At 55.3% G+C, this 22,454-nt stretch carries 16 protein-coding genes; 5 read left to right on the forward strand and 11 right to left on the reverse strand.

Annotated features, from left to right (window positions below):
* Nucleotides 1-56 precede the first annotated feature (56 nt).
* The 6 genes from pssA to rluD all read right to left on the reverse strand — a co-directional run bounded on the left by pssA (nt 57) and on the right by rluD (nt 8,327).
* Entirely contained in the window at nt 57-959 is a 903-nt protein-coding gene (gene pssA / locus SR894_RS17170; protein WP_133733174.1) for a CDP-diacylglycerol--serine O-phosphatidyltransferase, read from the reverse strand.
* Nucleotides 960-1,160: 201 nt separating this feature from the next.
* The gene (gene ilvN / locus SR894_RS17175; RefSeq protein WP_009287561.1) at nt 1,161-1,652 is read right to left on the reverse strand and encodes an acetolactate synthase small subunit; all 492 of its coding nucleotides are present in this window, start codon (nt 1,650-1,652) and stop codon (nt 1,161-1,163) included.
* A complete protein-coding gene (locus SR894_RS17180) occupies nt 1,652-3,376 on the reverse strand; it encodes an acetolactate synthase 3 large subunit (protein WP_133733175.1) in 1,725 nt (574 codons plus the stop codon). Before SR894_RS17180 ends, ilvN begins: the two co-directional genes overlap by 1 nt.
* Nucleotides 3,377-3,851: 475 nt before the next feature.
* Nucleotides 3,852-6,449, reverse strand: a complete 2,598-nt coding sequence (gene clpB, locus SR894_RS17185; RefSeq protein ID WP_133733176.1) for an ATP-dependent chaperone ClpB — start codon at nt 6,447-6,449, stop codon at nt 3,852-3,854.
* Between the two features lie 166 nt (nt 6,450-6,615).
* On the reverse strand, nt 6,616-7,371 hold the full coding sequence (gene pgeF / locus SR894_RS17190; RefSeq protein WP_223288707.1) for a peptidoglycan editing factor PgeF: 756 nt from the start codon (nt 7,369-7,371) through the stop codon (nt 6,616-6,618).
* Complete coding sequence (gene rluD, locus SR894_RS17195) at nt 7,368-8,327, reverse strand: 23S rRNA pseudouridine(1911/1915/1917) synthase RluD (RefSeq protein ID WP_133733178.1); 960 nt, start codon at nt 8,325-8,327, stop codon at nt 7,368-7,370. Before rluD ends, pgeF begins: the two co-directional genes overlap by 4 nt.
* Nucleotides 8,328-8,543: 216 nt before the next feature.
* On the opposite strand from rluD, the gene SR894_RS17200 reads away from it, so the two are divergent.
* Nucleotides 8,544-9,359 carry an outer membrane protein assembly factor BamD gene (locus SR894_RS17200; RefSeq protein ID WP_223288706.1) on the forward strand — a complete coding sequence of 272 codons (816 nt, stop codon included), beginning with the start codon at nt 8,544-8,546 and terminating at the stop codon, nt 9,357-9,359.
* Nucleotides 9,360-9,594: 235 nt separating this feature from the next.
* Nucleotides 9,595-11,298 (forward strand): methyl-accepting chemotaxis protein, encoded by a 1,704-nt coding sequence (locus SR894_RS17205; RefSeq protein WP_223288705.1) that lies wholly within the window; start codon nt 9,595-9,597, stop codon nt 11,296-11,298.
* Nucleotides 11,299-11,439: 141 nt separating this feature from the next.
* Here SR894_RS17205 and SR894_RS17210 read toward each other — a convergent pair whose 3' ends face one another.
* Nucleotides 11,440-13,074: an NAD+ synthase gene (locus tag SR894_RS17210; protein WP_223288704.1), complete on the reverse strand. Its 1,635-nt coding sequence runs from the start codon at nt 13,072-13,074 to the stop codon at nt 11,440-11,442.
* A gap of 143 nt (nt 13,075-13,217) precedes the next feature.
* Here SR894_RS17210 and SR894_RS17215 point away from each other — a divergent pair, with 143 nt between their 5' ends.
* A complete protein-coding gene (locus SR894_RS17215; RefSeq protein ID WP_039859573.1) occupies nt 13,218-13,490 on the forward strand; it encodes a PP0621 family protein in 273 nt (90 codons plus the stop codon).
* 13 nt (nt 13,491-13,503) lie between these two features.
* On the opposite strand, the gene thiO is transcribed toward SR894_RS17215, so the two are convergent.
* On the reverse strand, nt 13,504-14,607 hold the full coding sequence (gene thiO, locus SR894_RS17220) for a glycine oxidase ThiO (RefSeq protein WP_223288703.1): 1,104 nt from the start codon (nt 14,605-14,607) through the stop codon (nt 13,504-13,506).
* A gap of 134 nt (nt 14,608-14,741) precedes the next feature.
* Here thiO and SR894_RS17225 point away from each other — a divergent pair, with 134 nt between their 5' ends.
* Nucleotides 14,742-15,269 (forward strand): GspH/FimT family pseudopilin, encoded by a 528-nt coding sequence (locus SR894_RS17225; protein WP_223288702.1) that lies wholly within the window; start codon nt 14,742-14,744, stop codon nt 15,267-15,269.
* Nucleotides 15,270-15,298: 29 nt separating this feature from the next.
* Here the strand turns inward: SR894_RS17225 and trxB are convergent, their stop codons facing one another.
* On the reverse strand, nt 15,299-16,252 hold the full coding sequence (gene trxB, locus SR894_RS17230) for a thioredoxin-disulfide reductase (protein WP_223288701.1): 954 nt from the start codon (nt 16,250-16,252) through the stop codon (nt 15,299-15,301).
* A 271-nt stretch (nt 16,253-16,523) separates the two neighbouring features.
* Between trxB and acnA the strand changes: the two genes are divergently transcribed.
* Complete coding sequence (gene acnA, locus SR894_RS17235) at nt 16,524-19,256, forward strand: aconitate hydratase AcnA (RefSeq protein ID WP_223288700.1); 2,733 nt, start codon at nt 16,524-16,526, stop codon at nt 19,254-19,256.
* 64 nt (nt 19,257-19,320) lie between these two features.
* On the opposite strand, the gene SR894_RS17240 is transcribed toward acnA, so the two are convergent.
* Nucleotides 19,321-21,000 carry an NAD-dependent malic enzyme gene (locus SR894_RS17240; RefSeq protein WP_246638225.1) on the reverse strand — a complete coding sequence of 560 codons (1,680 nt, stop codon included), beginning with the start codon at nt 20,998-21,000 and terminating at the stop codon, nt 19,321-19,323.
* Nucleotides 21,001-21,227: 227 nt separating this feature from the next.
* Complete coding sequence (locus SR894_RS17245) at nt 21,228-22,439, reverse strand: YeeE/YedE family protein (RefSeq protein WP_223288698.1); 1,212 nt, start codon at nt 22,437-22,439, stop codon at nt 21,228-21,230.
* Nucleotides 22,440-22,454: the final 15 nt, after the last annotated feature.

Raw genomic sequence — 22,454 nt, forward strand, 5'->3', positions numbered from 1 at the left:
CTGCCGGGTTGGCAAGGGCTGTTTTGAAATAACTTTCAAAAAAATGGAGAAAAGTACTAGCTGCTAGCTTTAGCCTTACGCATAACGGCTAATACAGGGCCTGACGCCACGTAGGTACCAAACAGCAATAGCAGCATCACCGAAGGCTCGACCGAGATCAACACAAACGCCAGCACTATGGCTAGCAGCACAACAAAAGGTACCGGCTTTTTAAAATCGAGATCTTTGAAGCTGTAGTAACGGATATTACTCACCATCAGCACACCCGCCGCAGCTACCACGACTAACATCAACAGCTTGAAACCAAAGGCATCCGCATCAAAGCTATGGAAGGTCCACACACTGGCCGCTACTAGCGCGGCTGCAGAAGGGCTTGGCAAACCGATAAACCACTTTTTATCGACGCTACCAATCTGCACATTAAAGCGCGCAAGTCGCAGTGCCGCGCAGGCAACGTAGAGAAAAGCCACTACCCATCCCGTCTTACCAATGTCTTGAAGAATCCAGGTAAAGGCAACTAAAGCGGGCGCCATGCCAAAGGAGATCATGTCAGCTAGGCTATCGTACTCAGCGCCGAATTCACTTTGCGTGTTAGTCATACGGGCAACACGGCCATCCAGGCCATCCAGCACCATGGCAATAAAGATCGCAACGGCAGCCGAGGTAAACTCACCATTAATGCCAGCAACCACTGCAAAGAAGCCGGCAAAAAGTGCCGAAGTGGTAAATAGGTTGGGCAGTAAATAGATACCTCGACGACGAATCTTTTTACCGTCCTCTACCGCCTCTTCTACCACTTCGGTTTCGCGCAAGAAGGCAGCCGCCAAATCTTCGTTGCCTACTTCTGACTGATGGGCACTATCTGGCTGCTCAGCTTTATCAGGCTGATCCGAGCCCGACGGGCCTGGCTTTGACTGATCGGAGCTTGAATGCTCTTGATCGCGAGCGTCCTGTGTCATAGGTTTCATCCATTAAAAGTGAAGTCACGGGAACAGTAGTCGCTTTCATTCTACACGGTGAGTGCCACTCAGCCAGCCAATTGCTGGATTGATGTTCTGCATCAGCGAGCTCTGACAGGCTAATAACTAAAAAGCGCCGCTCCGGGAAAGAAGCGACGCTTATGCTTAAGTGCTGACTGTAAAGGCTACGTACTTTCGTGTTTAGAGCGACAACACCTTATCGCCTCGTGCAATACCCGAGACCCCAGTGCGGGCGACCTCAAGAATGCCCACTGGTGCCATGGCCTGAAGGAAAGCATCGAGCTTGCCCGCATCGCCAGTGATCTGCACGGTATACAGGCTGGGCGTTACGTCGACGATCTGCGCGCGGAAGATATCCACCGTGCGCTTCACTTCATCGCGTGCCGCGCCTAGCGCTTTCACTTTTACCAGCATCAGTTCGCGCTCGATGTGGTTGCCTTCGGTGAGATCCACCAGCTTGACCACATCAATCAGCTTATTGAGATGCTTGGTGATCTGCTCGATCACCCGGTCATCGCCTATGGTGGTGACCGTTAAGCGCGACAGCGACGGGTCTTCAGTCGGCGCAACGTTTAGCGTTTCGATGTTGAAGTTACGCTGGGAGAACAACCCGACTACACGTGACAGCGCACCCGGTTCGTTTTCTAACAGAATCGAGATGATATGACGCATCAGGTACGCTCCGTTTTAGACAGCAGCATGTCGCGCATGGCACCTAACGGCACCTGCATCGGATAGACGTGCTCAAAAGGGTCGACCTTCACGTCAAGAAAGACCAGTTCGTGCTTATCAGCAAAGGCACGCTCCAGCGCAGGCTCCAACTCATCAAGCGTATTGACGGTAATAGCGGTAAACCCATACGCCTCAATCAGCATATGGAAGTCCGGCAACGACTCCATATAGGAGTGCGCGTGACGCGACTTATAGTTCAAGTCCTGCCACTGGCGCACCATACCCAACGACGCGTTGTTAAGGTTGACGATCTTAACGCCTACACCGTATTGCTTACAGGTAGAGAGCTCCTGCATCATCATTTGGAAGCTGCCTTCACCGGTGACGCACACTACGTCATCATCCGGGTAGTTCTGCTTGATACCCATGGCGGCGGGAAAGCCAAAGCCCATGGTGCCCAAACCACCTGAGGTGATCAGTCGGTTGGGTTTATCAAACTTGTAGTACTGCGCCGCGAACATCTGGTGCTGACCAACATCGGTAGTCACGTAGGCTTCGCCTCGGGTTACCCGACAAAGCGCTTCAATAACTTCCTGTGGCTTAAGCGCTTCACCCTCCTTGGAAGGCTCATAAAGCTTGCCTTCACGGTCGGCACGCCAGCCATCTATCTTCTCCCACCACTCAGTCAGTGCTTCAGGATGGGCAATTTTATGTCCCTGCACCAAACTGATCATCTCGTTGATAACGCTGGATGCCGGGCCCACGATCGGCACATCGGCACGCACCGTTTTTGAGATCGAACTTGGGTCAACGTCAACGTGGATGATTTTAGCGGTCGGGCAAAACTTCGACGTGCTGTTGGTCACGCGGTCATCAAAGCGCGCGCCAATGGCAATAATCAGGTCGGCGTGGTGCATGGCCATGTTTGACTCATAGGAGCCGTGCATGCCCAGCCAGCCCAAGCACTGCCGGTCACTTTGTGGATACGCACCAATGCCCATCAGCGTGGTGGTGATCGGGTAGCCCAGCTGCTTGACCAGATCAGTCAAGCCTTCGCTGGCTTTGCCCGTGACCACGCCGCCACCGGTATAGAACACCGGACGCTTGGCTTTGAGTATCATCTCAACGGCTTTTTTGATCTGCCCCGTGTGGCCACGCGTGACGGGGTTGTACGAGCGCATCTTGACCTTTTTCGGATAGATGTACTCATAACGCTCGGTGGGAGCCGTCATATCTTTCGGGATATCGACTACCACCGGGCCCGGACGGCCTGTGGCGGCTAAATAGAACGCCTTTTTGAGCACTTCCGGTATTTCAGACGGGTGGCGAATCGAGAAGCTGTGCTTCACGATGGGTCGCGTCACGCCAACGATATCGGTTTCCTGGAAGGCGTCTTCACCGATCAGGTGGCTCGCCACCTGGCCACACAGCACTACCATGGGGATAGAGTCCATGTAGGCGGTGGCGATGCCGGTGACGGCATTGGTGGCACCGGGGCCTGAGGTAACCAGTACGCAGCCGGGCTTGCCCGAGGCGCGGGCATAGCCATCGGCGGCGTGGGTAGCCGCTTGTTCGTGACGCACTAGAATGTGCTTCACTTTGTCCTGGCGGAAGAGTGCATCGTAAATATGCAGCGCTGCACCGCCGGGGTAACCATAAATGTATTCGATGCCCTCATCTTGCAAGAAGCGGGCGATCATATCTGCGCCGGAAAGCAGTTCCACTGTATTTCTCCCCTGGAGGTCTCGAGTGCGATCCGTACCCACATGGGCACGGTGTCGAGTGCGACGGTATGCCGCTGTCGGCCCTTGCCGACACCTGATGCCAAACCCTGGCAGGAGGCCCGGTTAGGGCCTGCACTCTTATCGGGAGCGTGTGAATTATGTCGACATAAATCACACGCTCCCTTTCACGGCAGTTCGCCGTGTCGGGGCGTTGGCCAGGTTGAGCGGTTAGCCCAAGCCCGGAAGTCCTTCGGCGGGTAGAGGCTTTCGCCTACCCTTCGCGCGGGAATAAGGGGTTGCCCGTTGAGTCCGCGCCCGCAAATCAGGAACCGACAAGATTCCATTAGCGCCCTCAGCCTGTCAACCTCCGATCAGTCCAAACGCAACAAAGGTCGCAAGAAGCCATTAAAAAAGCCCCGCTAGCTTTGCTAACGGAGCTTTTTACCTATTCAATTGCGCAAATTGGCGGCATCAATTACGAGCTAAACACCAACTTACCCTCTTCTGCATTGATATGGATGGTATCACCAGGGGCAAATTTGCCACCCAGCAGATCTTGCGCCAGCGGGTTCTCGATACGGCTCTGAATCGCCCGTTTGAGTGGCCGCGCCCCATAGACAGGGTCAAAGCCTACGACCGCCAATTGCGCCATCGCTTCTGGGCTAACCTCAAGTTTCAGGTCGTGTTCGGCGAGGCGCACTTTTAAGCGCTCAAGCTGGATACCGGCAATCGCCTGAATCTGCTCTTGGCCCAGGGCGTGGAACACCACCACTTCATCGATACGGTTGATCAGCTCAGGCCGGAAGTGGTTACCCACCACCTCCATGACCATATTTTTCATCGACTCATAGTCGCTGTCTTTATCAGCACTGACGTCACCGCCCATGCGCTGGATAATGTCAGAGCCCATATTCGAGGTCATCACGATCACGGTGTTGCGGAAATCCACCGTGCGCCCCTGGCCGTCGGTTAAGCGGCCATCTTCCAATACCTGCAGCAGGATGTTGAAGACATCCGGGTGGGCTTTCTCCACCTCATCAAGCAGAAGCACCGAGTAAGGCTTGCGGCGCACGGCCTCGGTCAGGTAACCACCCTCTTCGTAGCCTACGTAGCCCGGGGGCGCACCGATCAAGCGAGCCACGGAGTGCTTCTCCATAAACTCGGACATATCGATACGCACCATTGCCTCTTCGGTATCGAACAGGAAGTTGGCCAGTGACTTACACAGCTCGGTTTTACCCACCCCGGTGGGGCCGAGGAACAGAAACGAACCGTTGGGGCGATTGGGGTCAGAGAGCCCCGCCCGCGAACGACGTACGGCGTTCGCCACTGCCTCTACGGCCTCGTTTTGACCTATCACACGCTGATGCAGCGCCTCCTCCATGCGCAGGAGCTTATCGCGCTCGCCCTCGAGCATTTTAGAAACAGGAATACCCGTCCAGCGGGAGACGACTTCGGCGATCTCCTCTTCTGTGACGTTAGAGCGCAGCAGCTGATGGCTTGAGGTATCCGCTTCACCTTCGCCGCTTTCGGCAATCTTCTTCTCTAGCTCTGGAATTTTGCCGTACTGAATTTCCGACATCCGACCCAAGTCGCCCTGACGACGAGCCTGTTCAAGGTCAATGCGTGCCTGCTCAAGCTCAGCTTTAAACTGAGCAGCCCCTTGAATACTGGCTTTCTCGGCTTTCCATATCTCATCAAGGTCAGCGTATTCGCGCTCTAGCTCATGGATCTGGGTATTAAGTGCCTCCAAGCGTTTTTTGGTGGCCTCGTCGGTTTCTTTCTTAAGCGCTTCACGCTCCATTTTGAGCTGGATCAGGCGCCGATCAAGGCGATCCATCGCCTCTGGCTTGGAGTCAAGCTCCATACGAATCCGCGAGGCGGCCTCATCGATTAGATCGATAGCTTTGTCGGGCAGTTGGCGATCGGTGATGTAGCGGGTCGAGAGCTTGGCTGCGGCAATAATCGCCGAGTCGGTAATATCCACGCCGTGGTGCACTTCGTAGCGCTCTTTCAGGCCACGCAGGATCGCCACGGTGTCCTCTTCGGAAGGCTCATCAACCAGCACTTTCTGGAAGCGGCGCTCTAGTGCCGCATCTTTCTCAATGTACTTGCGGTACTCATCAAGGGTGGTCGCCCCCACGCAGTGCAGCTCGCCGCGGGCCAGGGCGGGTTTGAGCATATTGCCTGCATCCATGGCGCCTTCGGCTTTGCCTGCGCCGACCATGGTGTGCAGCTCGTCAATAAACAGGATCACCCGGCCTTCTTCCTGGGAAAGCTCCTTGAGTACCGCTTTCAAGCGCTCTTCAAACTCGCCACGGAATTTGGCACCCGCCAATAGCGAGCCCATATCCAGCGAAAGCACGCGCTTCTCTTTTAAGCCTTCCGGCACTTCGCCGTTAACGATGCGCTGGGCCAGTCCTTCGACAATGGCGGTTTTACCCACCCCCGGCTCGCCGATTAACACCGGGTTATTCTTGGTGCGCCGCTGCAGTACTTGAATGGTGCGGCGAATTTCGTCGTCGCGGCCGATCACCGGGTCGAGCTTGCCGTCCAGCGCGCGCTGGGTTAGATCCATGGTGTATTTATTGAGCGCTTCACGCTGATCTTCGGCGTTAGCATCGTCCACGGTAGCACCACCGCGAAGACTGTTAATGGCAGCCTCAAGGGATTTACGGTTAATCCCCGCATCTTTAAGCAGCTTGGTAATCGCTGAATTCATTTCCAGCGCAGCCAATAGAACGAGCTCACTGGCAATAAACTGATCGCCGCGCTTCTGCGCTTCGCGATCGGTTAAGTTAAAAAGCTTGATGAAATCCCGCGATGGCTGCACTTCGCCGTCGAACTGCCCCACCTTAGGTAGGTTATCCAACTGCTGCACCAGCCCATCGCGCAGACGCGAAGGATTGCCCTCGGCTTTTTCAATCAGGGCTTTAATACCGGTGTCTTTGGTGTCTAGCAGGGCCAACAGCAAGTGTGCTGGGTCTAGCTGATTATGACCGCGGCCAACGGCCAGCGACTGCGCTTCGGCAATCGCGCTTTGGAGCTTGGCGGTAAATTTATCAAAACGCATGGAATTCCTCCTGGGGTAGCCGTGCGTTTGGACGCACCGCGTGACCCGATAACGTGTCATTAGACGTGCTAAATAACTATTAGCTTGACAAGTTAAATGGCGTCAGTTCCAGGCTTTTCAAGAGGTGGCGGTGTGAACCGCTGGCTTATGGACGCTTTAATTCACATTAATTGATCCAGATCACACTTGCCATGCGCCCTGTCTTACCACCATCGCGGCGGTAGGAGTAGAAGCGCGACTCGCAGGCGGTGCAGAAGTGGCCGCCGCTAATGTGATTGACGCCCAGTGCCTCTAACCGAAAGCGCGCCAGCCGGTATAAGTCGGCCATGTAATGCCCAAGCCGGTAAGGGCTATGGTCAAAGGCATCAGCGGTATCCGGGTGAACGGCAACAAAAGCGCCGTAAACTTCCGGGCCAACCTCAAATTGAGCGTTGGAGATAGCCGGCCCTAACCACACCAGAATATCGTCTGGATCAGTGTTCATCGCGGCAATGGTTGCTTCCAGCACACCGCCCGCCAAACCGCGCCAACCGGCATGGGCAACCGCCACCTGGGTACCCGCTCGATTGCAGAACATCACCGGCAGGCAGTCTGCCGTCAGCACTACACAGGCGTACTCATTGGAGGGCGCAAGGGCGGCATCCGCGTCGGCAGCCTCGGACTGATAAAACTGCTGCACACGGGCGCCGTGGGTCTGGTTCAGCCACAGCAGAGGCCGCTCATCGCCAATTTCCTTTTGCAGCAAACGGCGGCACAACGCGACATGATCAGCATTATCGCCGACATGGGAAGCGGGGTTAAAGGCAGCGAAATCACCCTGGCTAGGCCCCGATTCACGGGTCGTCACAAAGGCACGCACATTGGTCGGCGCTGGCCAGTCGGGCACTAAAAGCGTTGGCCGTAAATTAATGGCATCGCTCATCGCATAGTCTCATTATCTTCGCGCAGGTAGTCCAACAACATTAACAAATCATCAGGGAGGTCTGCCTGAAAAGTTAATGTTTCGCCACTTACCGGGTGCTTGAAAATCAACTTACGCGCGTGAAGGGCCTGACGAGGAAACTCACGCAGGATCTCCTTCAGAGGCTCAGCGGCGCCAGGCGGTAACTTGGCACGACCGCCGTACATGGGGTCGCCAATTAACGGATAGCGGGCATGGGCCATATGCACGCGAATTTGGTGGGTGCGTCCCGTTTCCAGCTTACAGCGCACGTGGGTGTGGGCACGAAAGCGCTCAACCACGCGAAAATGAGTAATAGCAGGTTTACCCGAGGCCGTCACGGCCTGGCGTTTACGGTCTTTCGGGTGACGACCAATGGGCGCGTCAATGGTACTACCCGAGACAGGCTTACCAATCACCACGGCGTCGTACTGGCGTGACACGCTGCGCGCCTGTAGTTGTTCAACCAGGGCCGTCTGGGCGGGCAGCGTTTTCGCTACCATCATTAAACCAGTCGTATCTTTATCCAAACGGTGAACAATACCTGCCCGAGGCACTTCGGCAAGCGACGGCTGGTGATGCAGCAACGCATTTAATAGCGTGCCATCCGGGTTGCCTGCGGCAGGATGCACCACCATACCGGCAGCTTTGTTGATCACCATCACCGTATCGTCTTCGTAAACGATATCCAGCGCAATGTCCTGGGCTTCAAAGCGCGTATCGTCTTCGATGGTCGCCTGAAGCGCCAGCACTTCATGGCCATGCAGCTTGGCTTTCGGTTTGGCTTGAGCGCCATCCACCGTCAACTCACCAGCGTTAATCCACGCTTTTAAGCGTTCACGGGAGTAATCACTGAACAACTCAGCCGCCGCTTGGTCTAAACGCGCGCCGGCTAGCGTAGCGGGCACGCGCTGCGTGTCTTCAACTATTCGAGACATGAAAAACCTCTTTAAGACGCAAAAACCCCCAGCAAGGCGAAAAAATCAGCCCCGACATGGAAAAATAAGCTGTGACGACACCCGACGAAACGTCGCTAAACCTGCGTTTTGAGCCGAGGTGTTTTATAGTGGGCGGACTGCGACCTATTCTACCATTTCTACTTATGGCCATCGTCGCTTTTTGGTGATCGAGGCTTGTTTGCAACGAGGATGATGATGCGCGTTATTTCAGCTGCCAACCGCTTTGGTGCTCTAGCCCTAAGCCTTGCCCTTCTAGCGGGCTGTGCGAGTAACGATACAAGTGAAGAAGAGGACGATGAATTTGCTGGGGTTCAGGAGCGTGAGCTCTATGAACTGGCCCGCACAGCCCTAGACAGCAACCGCTACCCAATTGCGATAGAACGCTTGGAAGCTCTCGATACCCGCTACCCGTTTGGTGCCCATGCCGAGCAAGCCCAGCTTGAGCTGATCTATGCCTACTATGAAAACAGCGATTGGGAAGAAGCTCGCGCAGCAGCCAGCCGATTTATTCGCCTTCACCCCGACCACCCTCAAGTGGACTACGCCTATTACCTGCGTGGCCTCTCTGCTTGGCAAGCGGGCCGTTTTAGCTTAGAGCGGCTGCGCCTGATCGATATTTCCAAGCGCGACTTGGGTGCTTCCCGTGATGCTTACAATGACTTCCGCGAACTGATTCAGCGCTACCCCCAGAGTGAATACGCCGCCGATGCTCAGCAGCGCATTGTCTATCTGCGTGAGCTAATGGCTCGCCATGAGCTCCATGTCGCCGATTACTACCTGCGCCGCGGCGCATATCTAGCAGCGGTTGAACGCGGCCGCTGGGTAATCGAAAACTACCCAGAGTCGAACGCTACCCGGGATGCCTTGGCCACCATGGTGGAAGGCTATCAAGGCTTAGACATGGATGATCGCGCCAATGAAGTCCTCGCCGTACTGCGAGAAAACGCGCCTGATCACGAGCAGTTGCAGGGTAGTCGCTTTGTTCCTAAGCATCTAGGCCAAAATGATTAAACCATTGCGAGCTATCATTCGCTGAAAGCTATACAACATATACCTAGAAAACCACGCCACGGCGTGGTTTTTTTATTCAAAAATCAATAAGAGACTGATTCTAAAAGAGAAAACAAAAATCAACTAAAAATACTATACATGTAGTCACTATTTCCTATACAAAAACTATACAGAAATATATGATGAGCTCGTCTAGCATAATAAAGTGCCTTAACGGCACCTAAGGGAGCACTCAATGCCACTTCTTAACGCCCGTTCCAGCAACACCAAAATTAGTACGCGTTTAACGCTCGGTTTTGCTGCCCTGCTTGGGTTGCTGATTCTGTTAACCGCTGTCGGAATTTACCAGGTCAATCAAATTGACCGCGACTTATCGACAATCAACGACGTCAACGGAACCAAGCAACGCTTTGCAGTGGACTGGCGAGGCAGTGTACACGACCGCGCTATCGTGCTTCGTGACATTGTGATCACCGCCGGGAATGGCAACCTCAGCTCCTTAGAGAGTGAAATGGAACTTCTGCGTAGCGCTTACAGCACAGCCACGACAGGCATGGAGCAAGTGTCCAACGAATACGCTGGCACTGCTCAAGAGCAGACTATTATTAACAGTATCAATGACCAAGCCATACTGACACGGGAACTGACAGAGCAAGTAATAGCCGCCCGTCAAGCAGACGAGTATGCAGAGGCGCAAACGCTGCTACTTGAACAGGCAGGGCCCGCTTACACCGAGTGGCTTAACCGCATAAATCAATTTATCAATCTTCAGCAGCAGTTGAACGACGCTACTACAGCGACAGCCCGCGACACCGCCTCCGGCTTTCAAATGCAGATGCTGGGTCTAACACTCTTTGCGTTGCTGGTAGGCGGTTTGATCGCGGTGTTTCTATCCCGCCAACTGCTACGTGAATTGGGTGCCGAGCCCTACGAAGTCAAAGCCTTCGCAGAAGCCATTGGTCGCGGCGAATTAACCAGTCAGGGGCAGCTCAAGAAGGGTGATACCCGCAGTATTATGGCGTCGCAGGTTGCCATGGCACATCAGCTACAAACCATTGTGACCCAGGTACGCGCTTCTGCAGAAGCGGTAGCCAGCAACAGTGAGCAAATTGCTGAGGGTAATAACGACCTCTCTTCGCGTACTGAACAGCAGGCCAGCGCGCTCGCGGAGACGGCCTCGGCAATGGAAGAGCTCAACAGCACCGTAAAACTTAACGCTGAGAATTCCGAACAGGCAAGCCAGGAAGCCTCTAGTGCATCAAACACCGCCAAGCAAGGCGGCGAAGCGGTGAATCAGGTCGTTGCTACCATGAACGATCTCAATAAGAGCTCTCAGGAAATCGCCGGCATTATCTCTACTATTGATGCGATTGCTTTCCAAACCAATATTCTGGCGCTCAATGCCTCGGTAGAAGCCGCCCGTGCTGGTGAACATGGCCGAGGTTTCGCGGTAGTCGCCGAGGAAGTGCGTCGACTAGCACAGCGCAGCGCCGAGGCCGCGCGAGAGATTAACACCCTGATTTCCAGCAACCTTGAGCGGGTTAACCACGGCAACGAGCGCGCCGAAGAAGCCAGCAAATCGACCGAACAGATCGTCGCGGCTATCGAGCGTGTAACCAGCATCATGAAAGAGATCAGCCACGCCAGCGCTGAGCAGAGCACCGGCGTGCAAGAAGTGGGTAGAGCAGTGACCGAGATGGATCAGGTCACCCAACAGAACGCTGCGCTAGTCCATGAAAGCGCCACCGCAGCTAACAGCCTGCGTCAAAACGCTCACTCTCTGCTGCATACCATGGAAGTCTTCAAATTGCCGAACGCTCTCGCAAAAACACAGCCGTCGCATGCCGCACTGGCACCTGCACGTAGCCATTCTGCTAACACGCCCGCACTCCCCGCCGTTAAACGTCAGCAGGCAGCACCTGAGTGGGAAAGTTTCTAAATTAAAATACCCAGAGCCTGGGCTGCAGTGGTGGGCAATTAAACAAAAGGAAAACTCCCCTTCTCAGGGGAGTTTTTGTCATAGAGATCGCTCAAAGCCTGCTGAGGAAGCGTTTGCTAGCGGTGTTAAGGAGTACCCCACTTACTCGCCGGGCTGCCAGCCGTTGACGATCGGATAACGGCGGTCGCGACCAAAGCCCCGCGGCGTCACCCTCACACCAATGGGCGCCTGGCGGCGCTTATACTCACAGCGGTCAACCAGTTTCACTACTTTATAAACGTCTTCAGCGTCAAAGCCACCGGCGATGATCGCTTCAGCGCTCATGTCGCCTTCGATATAGCTTAATAGGATTGCATCGAGCACGTCGTAATCAGGCAGCGAGTCGCTATCCTGTTGATCCGGCGCCAGCTCCGCGCTGGGTGGGCGCTCAATGACCCGTTCGGGGATCGCGGGTGATTGCGTATTACGCCAGCGGGCCAAGCGATACACCCAGGTTTTATACACGTCTTTAATGGCATTAAAACCGCCCACCATATCGCCATACAGCGTGGCGTAGCCCACCGCCATTTCGCTCTTGTTACCGGTCGTCAGTACCATCAAGCCTTTTTTATTGGAGATCGCCATCAGCAGCACGCCGCGACAGCGGGACTGCAGGTTCTCTTCGGTGGTATCTCGCTCAGTTCCTGCGAAGCTCTCTGCCAGCGTGCCCATAAAGGCTTCTACCATGGGCTCGATCGGCATGATCTCGTAATGCACGCCGAGCATTTTGGCCTGCTCTGCAGCGTCCTGCTTGGAGATATCCGCAGTGTAGTGGTAAGGCATCATCACCGCCTGCACCCGCTGTGGGCCCAGGGCATCAACAGCAATGGCCAAAGAGAGCGCCGAGTCGATACCGCCGGAAAGCCCTAACACTACGCCTTCAAAACCGCTCTTGTTGACGTAATCGCGCAGCCCGGTGACTAACGCGCAATATAGGCTCTCTTCCGGTTCTACCTCGGGGTCAATCTCTCCGGCTTGGGGTTCCCAGACCCTCGCGCTGGTTTGTAAAAACTGAACTGGCATCAGGCCCGCCTGCCAATACGGCGCCAGCACCTGCAACTCACCGCTGGTGTTAACGCAGCAAGAGCCGCCATCAAACACCAGCTCATCCTGACCACCGATAGTGTTCACATACACAATCGGACGATTGACGTCTTGGGCGTGCTGCTCCAATAAGCTCAGTCGCTCAGTGGGTTTATCCTGGTGATAGGGCGAGGCGTTCAAGGTGATCAGCACTTCAGCCCCCGCTTCCTTGGCAGCTCTAACCGGCGCACCATCCCATAGATCCTCGCAGATCACGATGCCAAGCTTGGCGCCTTTATGCTCATACACCAGTGTTTCAGTGCCGGGCGTAAAATAGCGCTGCTCGTCAAACACTTGGTAGTTAGGCAACGCCTGCTTGGCGTATTCAGCTTCCCACTGACCGTTGTATAGCAGGCCCGCCAAGTTGTAACAGCGGCCTTCACGCACGCCGGGATAGCCAATGATCACCAGCACATCACTGGCGACCTTCGATGCCATTAGCGCGCGAGCTTCACGCAGGCGGGTTTCCATTGAGGGGCGCAGCAGCAGATCTTCCGGCGGATAGCCCGACAGAAAAAGCTCTGGAAAGACAACAATATCCGCCCCATGCTCAATCCGCGCTTCGCGCACTGCTTCAATCGCGCGTGCGGCATTGCCGGGAATATCCCCGACCAGAGGATCGAGTTGGGCCATTACCAGCGTTAAGTCTTGCATGGGCGTCAAAATCTCTTGAGAATCTTTAAAATAGGGTTACACCGACATAGTCGTATTGTCCCGCAAGGGCCGCCAACTGGCAAAGGCTGCGGGTCTATCCTAACGCCTTGTGCCTAGATTCCCACTTTGGGAGACACAAAAGGATGAACCTCTTGATCATTCGGCTGATTATCTTCGCCGTTATATTCTATGCCGGTTTAAAGCTATACGGCATTTACCGGCAACGTAAGCTTGAGCATGAAGCGCAGCATAAAAAAGTCAACCGCCACGAGGGTGGCAAAATGGTGCGCTGCCGCTGGTGTGAGGTACACGTTCCTGAAGACGAAGCACTGCGTGACCAGGAACAGTGGTTCTGCTCCAGCGCCCATCGCGACCGCTTCCTGCAGGAGCAGCAGGACAAGGACGGCACACCTTAAACTTGTACTGGTCTTAAGCTTGTATTAGCCGCCCTGGCGTAGGCTGGTAAGGCGCGGGGTCAATCAGTGGCGCGCGCCCCAGCAGCTGATCCACCAGTAAATGGGTCGAGGCAGGCGCCAACACCAAGCCGTTGCGATAGTGCCCGGCATTGACGAAAACATTTGGCCATTCAGACAGCGCGCCGATAAAGGGGAGGCCCGTTGGTGATCCAGGCCGCAGACCGGCCCACTGGTGCGCTACCGGGCACGTTGCCAAAGCGGGCAGGATAGCTTCAGCACTCTGCTTTAGCGACGCCAATGCCGCCGTATCGGTGCGCTTGTCAAAGCCCACCTCTTCCAGCGTAGAACCAACCAATAGCAGTCCATCTGCACGCGGAATAATATAGCGCCCATTTTTTAACACCACGCGCTGCACCAACCCTTTGGGTGCTTGGTAAGCAATCATTTGACCTTTAACGGGTCTTACCGGCAACTGCACATTCAACTGCGACAAAAGCTGTGCGGCCCAGGCACCGCCGCAAACAATAATGCGTTCAGCCGTTAACGGCCCTTGCGACGTCACCACGCCTTCCACTTGGCTACCGTGCAGGATAAAGCCACTGACCTCACACTGCTCTTTCAGCGTTACCTGGGGCATCGCGGCTAACCGCGCCTTCAACGCCTTGGCTAACCGCGGATTGCGCACGCTACCCAGTGTCGGCATCCACAGTGCGCTGTCGTTAGCCATTGCCACACCAGGCTCTTTTTCGTGAACAAAGTCTGCCCCTACCCGCTCTAGTGGCTTACCTAGCTGACGCGCCCATCCCAGCGCTTTGTCGTCATCATCCACATTTAGGTAGAGCAGCCCTTTTTGGCGATATTCGGGGTCAATACCGGTCTCTTCCAATAAGCGCAGAGCCAAAGAGGGGTAAACACCTTCCGACCAGCGGGAAAGTTGCGATACCGCAGTATCGTATCGCCAGGGATAGAGCGGCGAAACGATACCACCGCCCGCCCAGGATGCCTCTTTACCGCACTCACCACGATCGACCAGCGTGACCTGCTGCCCCGCATCGGCTAGCTGCAGCGCCGTCATCATACCGATCACGCCACCGCCAATAATTAAGAAATCTCTCACAACATTGTCCGTTTTGGCTTACATAAAAAAAGCGTAGCGTCGCCTAGGATGACCTATTAACGACGTTGTGTTCGCAGCTGGTAAAGGAGAGTGAGCATAGCGCGGGCGATAACAAGGTCAAGTAAGGAGAGACGATGAGCCGTTTTCACGTCAAGACGCACACCACACCTGAAAGCGGGTTTACGCTGTTTGAGCTACTGGTCACGCTGCTGCTGGTGGGTATTATCGCCGCCTGGGGGCTGCCCAATTTTCAAGCACTGGGGAAGCGTGCTGCACAGACCAGCGAGATTAATCGATTCCAGAGTGCGTTTTCGTTAGCGCGCAATACGGCGATTAGCCAACGCCGCCAGTTGACGCTTTGCCCCGCCTCTGCAAACCACAAGGCCTGCGCTAATGACTGGAGTGGAGAACTAATGATCGTGCGAGGCAATAAAACCGAGAGCATCACTGAAGACGATATTTTGCGTATTGTCCCCGCGCAACAAGGTACGCAAGTGTCTTACAACCGGGGCTGGTCGCGTATCCGTTACAGCCCGTTAGGCTATACCAGCGGTTACAACGGCAGTTTTGCTATTTGTTCAGGCAGCGGCGCCAAAGGTAAGAAACTGGTACTTAGCCAATTGGGCCGCTTGCGTGTTGATGGAGCGCCTATTGATTGCTAAGGCCTGTTGACGCTCCACGCGACTGAGGTTTACCCGGCAATACCGTCTAAATAGCGCTCGGCATCCAGCGCTGCCATGCAGCCACTGCCCGCCGAGGTAATCGCTTGGCGGTAAATGTGATCCATTACATCGCCGCAGGCAAACACACCCGGTACGCTGGTCGCGGTTGCATTTCCTTCAAGACCTGAATGCACTTTGATATAGCCGCCGTTCATGTCCAGCTGACCTGCAAAGATCCCCGTGTTGGGACTATGGCCAATGGCAATAAATAGCCCAGGCGCATGGATCTCTTTGCTTGAACCATCTTTAGTGGATTTAACCCGCACTCCCGTAACGCCGGAGTTATCGCCGATCACTTCTTCGACTTCCTGGAACCACTCAAGGGCGATTTTACCCGCCTCAGCTTTCTCGAACAGCTTATCTTGGAGAATTTTTTCCGCCCGCAGCGTGTCACGGCGGTGTACCAAAGTCACTTTGGAAGCGATGTTAGAGAGATAAAGAGCTTCTTCCACAGCGGTATTACCACCGCCCACCACAATGACTTCCTGGTTGCGGTAGAAAAAGCCATCGCAGGTAGCGCAGGCTGATACCCCTTGGCCCATGAACTGTTGTTCTGTGGGGAGGCCAAGGTAACGCGCACTGGCACCGGTAGCCACGATCAACGCATCGCAGGTATAAATGCCGCTATCACCTTTTAAGGTAAAGGGCTTCTCACCTAAGCTAACCTCATTGATGTGATCAAACAGCACCTCTGTATTGAAACGTTCGGCGTGCTGCTTCATACGCTCCATCAACTCCGGCCCTTGTACGCCTTCAGCGTCGCCGGGCCAGTTATCCACATCGGTTGTGGTGGTCAATTGGCCACCCGCCTGAATACCGGTAATCAGCAGCGGCTTCAGGTTGGCCCGTGCGGCATAGACAGCAGCCGTATAGCCCGCAGGGCCGGATCCAAGAATAATTAAACGCTCATGACGAGTTTCCATGACACCACCTTGTAAATATCTGACTGATAGCTTTGTCGCTAGCTGTGTTAATAGCTTTGAAAAAATTAGCCACAGAGTCTGCCTGAAATGGTGTCAAGTACAAGCTATTGCAAGGTTTCGTCTACGCTATTAGGCGAAGAAACCTTGAAAGCCCTAGTGTAAAGACCCATGTGTTATTACTAAATCAACGCCATACTGGGGGAAACCCATACTAAAGAAAGATCGTGACCGTCCCGCTGAGCTCAGCGCTCAGCAACCAGAGGAGAGAGATATGAGCAAGATACCCGATACGCTAAGCACCCTAGAGGTTGGCAGTAAAACGTATCACTACTACAGCCTGCCCCAAGCGGCCGATACCCTGGGCAACATTGACCGGCTACCCAAGACGCTCAAGATTCTACTCGAAAACCAGCTGCGCTTCGCCGATGACGAAAGCGTAGATCAAGAAGATATGCAGGCCCTGGTCGACTGGCAGGCCGAGGGCAAATCCAGCCGCGAAATCGGCTACCGCCCGGCACGGGTACTCATGCAGGACTTTACCGGCGTGCCCGGCGTGGTGGATTTAGCCTCCATGCGGGCCGCGGTTGAAAGCCTGGGCGAAGACCCGGCGAAAATTAATCCCCTTTCCCCCGTCGATCTTGTGATCGACCACTCGGTAATGGTCGATAAGTTCGGCAACCCGGCTGCATTTCAAGAGAATGTCGATATCGAAATGCAGCGCAACCGCGAGCGCTACGAGTTTCTGCGCTGGGGCCAGCAGGCGTTTGACAACTTTAGCGTTGTGCCCCCCGGTACCGGCATCTGCCACCAGGTCAACCTAGAGTACCTAGGCAGAACGGTATGGACTAAGGACGAAGACGGTAAGACCTTTGCCTACCCCGACACCCTCGTCGGCACCGACTCCCACACCACCATGATCAACGGCCTGGGCGTGCTTGGTTGGGGCGTGGGCGGCATTGAAGCCGAAGCAGCCATGCTCGGGCAGCCGGTGTCGATGCTGATCCCCGAAGTGATTGGCTTTAAATTAACCGGCAAGCTTCGCGAAGGTATCACCGCCACGGATCTAGTACTCACCGTTACCGAAATGCTGCGTAAAAAAGGGGTAGTGGGTAAATTTGTCGAGTTTTACGGCGACGGTTTGAAAGATCTGCCGCTAGCGGATCGCGCCACTATCGCCAATATGGCCCCTGAGTATGGTGCTACGTGTGGTTTCTTCCCGGTCGATGATGAAACGCTGAACTATATGCGCTTAACAGGGCGTGAAGATGAGCAAGTCGCGCTGGTGGAAGCCTACAGCAAAGCCCAAGGGCTATGGCGTGAACCCAGCGATGAGCCGATCTTTACCGACGCCCTGGAACTGGACATGACCGAGGTAGAGGCCAGCTTAGCGGGCCCCAAACGCCCTCAGGATCGCGTGGCGCTGAAAGACATGGCGGCGGCCTTTGATAAGTTCATGCAAGAAGACGTCAACGCGGATGCCAGCGCAAAGGGGAAACTCTCCTCTGAAGGGGGCCAAACCGCCGTGGGGGTGGCGCGCAGCTTCGAACATGACACCAGCCAGGCCGTTAAGCTTGATGACCATGATTTCAGCCTTGACCCAGGGGCGGTAGTGATTGCAGCGATTACCTCGTGCACTAACACCTCTAACCCCAGCGTAATGATGGCCGCCGGGCTGCTGGCGCGCAAAGCGCGTGAAAAGGGGTTAACCACCAAGCCCTGGGTGAAAACCTCCTTAGCACCGGGTTCCAAAGTGGTCACCGATTATCTGGAAGCCGCTGAATTAAACGATGACTTGGATGCACTGGGCTTCAACCTGGTCGGCTACGGTTGCACCACCTGTATCGGTAACTCCGGCCCGCTGCCCGATGAGATCGAAAAAGCGATCAACAGCGGCGACCTCGCCGTAGCCTCTGTGCTCTCCGGTAACCGTAACTTTGAAGGCCGCGTACACCCGTTGGTCAAAACCAACTGGCTGGCTTCACCACCCCTGGTGGTGGCTTACGCCCTGGCCGGCAATGTCCAGCTTGACCTTACCCAGGAGCCACTGGGCAACGACAGTAACGGCGACCCGGTCTACCTCAAAGATATCTGGCCCAGCCAGGCAGAGATTGCCAGCGCCGTTGAGCAGGTCAACACCGCCATGTTCCGTAAAGAGTACGGCGCAGTGTTTGAGGGTGACGACGTCTGGAAAGCCATCGACGTGTCAGAGAGTAAGGTCTATCAGTGGCCTGAATCCACCTACATTCAGCACCCGCCCTTCTTTGAAGGCATGGGCCGCGAACCGGATGCCATTGAAGATGTGCACAGCGCCCGTGTACTTGCCATGTTGGGTGATTCGGTGACCACCGACCATATCTCCCCTGCCGGTGCCATCAAGCCTGACAGCCCCGCCGGGCGATATCTGCAAGAACACGGCGTTAAGCCGGTGGACTTCAACTCCTACGGCTCTCGCCGGGGTAACCATGAAGTCATGATGCGTGGCACCTTCGCCAACGTGCGGATCAAGAATGAGATGCTCGATGGCGTGGTCGGCGGTGAAACACGCCACGTACCCAGCGGTGAGCAGATGGCTATTTACGATGCGGCCATGAAGTACAAAGAGGAAGGCAAACCGTTGGTAGTCATCGCCGGTAAAGAGTACGGCACCGGCTCTTCAAGGGATTGGGCGGCCAAAGGTACCCGTTTGCTGGGTGTCCGCGCGGTGATCGCCGAATCCTTCGAGCGTATTCACCGCTCTAACCTGATCGGCATGGGCGTTGTACCACTGCAGTTTGCCGAAGGCGAAAGCCGTAAAACGCTGGGATTAACCGGGGATGAGGAGATTTCGATTGCCGGCTTAAGCGACCTGACGCCAGGTGGCACGGTCAAAATCGTGATCAAAAATGCCGACGGGGAACGTAGCGTTGATGCCAAGTGCCGAATTGATACGGTAAACGAGCTGGCTTACTACCGTCACGGTGGTATCCTTCACTACGTGTTGCGCAAGATGATCGGCGCAGCCTAAAGGGTAAAACCTACCAATGCTTGCATGCCCCCACCTCGGTGGGGGCTTTTTTTTAGCCAAACACTTAAAACGCGCGGCGGCGATAGGTGCGGTAATCCGGAGTCCAGGACGCTTTTTCGATTAGCTCGCGCAGCGTTGTACCACTGGTTTTTAACGCCACCCCGTTCTGCTGTGCCTGAGCAGCGACTTCAAAGGCAATCGACTTGCTGATATCGCGAATACGCGACAGCGGCGGCAGCAAAGCACCCTTGCCCTCTTTAACCAGCGGCGCTTCACGGGCCAGCGCCCGTGAGGCACTCATCAGCATCTCGTCGGTGACTCGATTAGCACTGGCAGCAATCACGCCCAATCCAATGCCCGGGAAGATATAGGCATTGTTGCACTGGGCAATCGGATAAGTGCGACCGTTGTAAACCACCGGCGCAAAGGGGCTACCGGTCGCTACCAAGGCTTGGCCGTCGGTCCAGCGAATAACATCCTCTGGCACGGCCTCTGCCTGGGAAGTAGGATTAGACAGCGGCATGATGACCGGGTGTTCACAGCCCGCATGCATGGTGCGCACCACCTGCTCGGTAAAGATACCGCGCTGGCCGCAAACGCCGATCAATACCGTCGGTTTGATTTGCGCGATCGTCTCTTCCAGGCCTTGGCCATTCCACCCGGCGACTAGCGAAGGGTCGTGGGCTAACCGGCGCTGGAAGTCGCGCTGCCACTCTTGATCGCTGGTCATCAAGCCGTCGCGATCAACAATATAAATACGCGACCGTGCTTCGCTTTCAGTCAAACCTTCAGCTTCCATAGAAACAACCACCTGCTCGGCAATCCCACAGCCCGCCGAACCACCGCCTACAAACACAACACGCTGCTGGGCAATGGTCTCTTCCCGGGCCTGACAAGCGGCCATCAAGGTACCGACCACCACAGAGGCGGTGCCCTGCACATCGTCATTGAAGCAGCAAAGCTCGTTGCGGTAGCGCTCTAACAGCGGTACCGCATTGGCCTGGGCAAAGTCCTCAAACTGCAGTAGCACGTTCGGCCAGCGGCGCTTCACAGCAGCGATAAATTCCGCCATGAACGCATCGTACTCTTCCTGCCCTACCCGCTCATGCCGCCAGCCCATATACATGGGGTCGTCCAGCAGCGCTTTGTTGTTAGTGCCCACATCAATCATGATCGGCAGCGTGTAGGCGGGGCTAATGCCGCCACAGGCGGTATATAGTGCCAGTTTACCAATCGGGATACCCATGCCCCCGATCCCCTGGTCGCCAAGGCCAAGAATACGCTCACCGTCCGTCACTACGATCACTTTGACGTTATCTTTAGTGGCGCTGCGCAGGATATCATCCATATGTTCGCGGTCAGGGTAGCTAATAAACAGGCCGCGGTGGTTACGGTAAATATTGGAAAATTCCTGACACGCCTGCCCTACCGTGGGGGTATAAATAATCGGCAGCATCTCTTCAAGGTGCTGAGATACGAGACGGAAATAGAGCGTTTCGTTGTCATCTTGAATGGCGCGAAGATGTATATGCTTCTCAAGGCTGCTATGGCACTGCTGGTACTGGCGATAGGCACGCTCAAGCTGATCTTCAATGGTTTCCACCTTTTGCGGCAGCAAACCAATCAGGTTAAACGCCAAGCGCTCCTGCTGAGTAAACGCGCTGCCTTTGTTCAATAGCGGCATTTCGAGCAAAGAAGGACCGGCGTAAGGAAGGTATAGGGGGCGTCTACTCTGGGTAGTCATAAGCACTCTCTTTTTTATGTCAATCACTGCTGCAATGCAGCAACATCGGGCGTTTGCGGCGTTTGAGCGTAATGTAACATGCTCCTGCGACAAAGGTGGAAGAGAGCGACCATGTTGACATAAAAACGCCTCAATTTAGGGCGACTAAACCGAGGCGTAATGACACTATTAACTATTCCCTTACCGATGCCATTAGCTAAGTTATCAGCTATATCATCAACGACGCCTTAGCACGTTTTAGCGGTAGGTTTGCGGCCCTCTACGCCAGCAAAAAAGAACGGCCTCAGCTTAACGCCAAACATGTTGCCGGCAAACGCTGCTACCAACCATACCCAACCGTGGAGGCTGCCAGAGGCAATGCCGCTGAAGTAAGCACCAATATTGCAGCCAAACGCCAAACGCGCGCCATAACCCAGCAAGATGCCGCCAATAACTGCGGCCAAGATAGATTTCAGCGGAATCCTGAAGTTAGGCGCAAAGCGCCCCGCCAAGCTTGCAGCAGCCAGCGCGCCCAACATAATGCCGACGTTCATTACCGTGGTGATATCGCTCCATACGCTGGCTTCAAGAGCCGCGGCGTTACCTGGGGACTGCCAATAGCCCCACTGGCTGACATCGCCGCCCACCAGCTCAAAGCCTTTAGCCCCCCACAGCGCAAACGCAGAGGTAATTCCCCAAGGGCGGCCCGCCAATGCCAAGGTGGCAAAGTTGAGCAGCGCCAACGCCACCGCGCCCGCCACTAACGGCCAAGGCCCAGTCAACCAGCGCTCATAGCCATGCTTATCGACCATAGGCGCCTGCTCTAACTGACCATGGCGACGCTTCTCCATCACCCAGGTAAACGCCGCAATAGCAGCAAACAGCACCAGGCTAATGGCGATCCCGCCACTGACCCCGGCGACATTAACCAGCGATACCGGTTGAAAGGCCGGTAAGCTCTGCCACCAGGCAAAATGCGCGCTGCCAATCACCGAGCCGACAATAAAGAACACCAACGTGATCAGCATGCGTGCGTTACCACCGCCCGCAGTAAACAGCGTGCCGGAGGCACAGCCGCCGCCCAACTGCATGCCCACACCGAACAGGAACGCCCCCACAAGCACGGAGATACCAATAGGCGCCACAAAGCCCGACACTTCGTTGCCAAACAGGGAGCCCGCCCCCAAGGCAGGGAAAAACAGCACCACTGCAATGGCCAGCATCACCATTTGGGCACGCAGGCCGCGCCCGCGTCGCTCAGTAATGAATACCCGCCACGCTGAGGTAAAACCAAACGCAGCGTGATACAGCACCATGCCAAACAGCCCGCCGACGATCATCAGCAGGCCAATATTAGCGTCAAAGACAACCCCAATAAGCAACGCACCCAGCACAATCGCCGCTGTGGCTATCAGCGGTACGCGATAGCTCTGCGGCACAGCAGCAGTCGTTGTAGACATACACTCACCTTTTGC

Origin of the sequence: Vreelandella neptunia (assembly GCF_034479615.1) — a bacterium.
In the GTDB taxonomy this organism is placed as follows: Bacteria; Pseudomonadota; Gammaproteobacteria; order Pseudomonadales; family Halomonadaceae; genus Vreelandella; species Vreelandella neptunia.

Excerpts from the sequence above, each read along its gene's own strand:
- pssA (WP_133733174.1), bottom strand. The coding sequence starts at position 959 with ATGACACAGGACGCTCGCGATCAAGAGCATTCAAGCTCCGATCAGTCA.
- ilvN (WP_009287561.1), bottom strand. The coding sequence starts at position 1,652 with ATGCGTCATATCATCTCGATTCTGTTAGAAAACGAACCGGGTGCGCTG.
- clpB (WP_133733176.1), bottom strand. The coding sequence starts at position 6,449 with ATGCGTTTTGATAAATTTACCGCCAAGCTCCAAAGCGCGATTGCCGAA.
- pgeF (WP_223288707.1), bottom strand. The coding sequence starts at position 7,371 with ATGAGCGATGCCATTAATTTACGGCCAACGCTTTTAGTGCCCGACTGG.
- rluD (WP_133733178.1), bottom strand. The coding sequence starts at position 8,327 with ATGTCTCGAATAGTTGAAGACACGCAGCGCGTGCCCGCTACGCTAGCC.
- SR894_RS17200 (WP_223288706.1), top strand. The coding sequence starts at position 8,544 with ATGCGCGTTATTTCAGCTGCCAACCGCTTTGGTGCTCTAGCCCTAAGC.
- SR894_RS17205 (WP_223288705.1), top strand. The coding sequence starts at position 9,595 with ATGCCACTTCTTAACGCCCGTTCCAGCAACACCAAAATTAGTACGCGT.
- SR894_RS17210 (WP_223288704.1), bottom strand. The coding sequence starts at position 13,074 with ATGCAAGACTTAACGCTGGTAATGGCCCAACTCGATCCTCTGGTCGGG.
- SR894_RS17215 (WP_039859573.1), top strand. The coding sequence starts at position 13,218 with ATGAACCTCTTGATCATTCGGCTGATTATCTTCGCCGTTATATTCTAT.
- SR894_RS17225 (WP_223288702.1), top strand. The coding sequence starts at position 14,742 with ATGAGCCGTTTTCACGTCAAGACGCACACCACACCTGAAAGCGGGTTT.
- trxB (WP_223288701.1), bottom strand. The coding sequence starts at position 16,252 with ATGGAAACTCGTCATGAGCGTTTAATTATTCTTGGATCCGGCCCTGCG.
- acnA (WP_223288700.1), top strand. The coding sequence starts at position 16,524 with ATGAGCAAGATACCCGATACGCTAAGCACCCTAGAGGTTGGCAGTAAA.
- SR894_RS17240 (WP_246638225.1), bottom strand. The coding sequence starts at position 21,000 with ATGACTACCCAGAGTAGACGCCCCCTATACCTTCCTTACGCCGGTCCT.
- SR894_RS17245 (WP_223288698.1), bottom strand. The coding sequence starts at position 22,439 with ATGTCTACAACGACTGCTGCTGTGCCGCAGAGCTATCGCGTACCGCTG.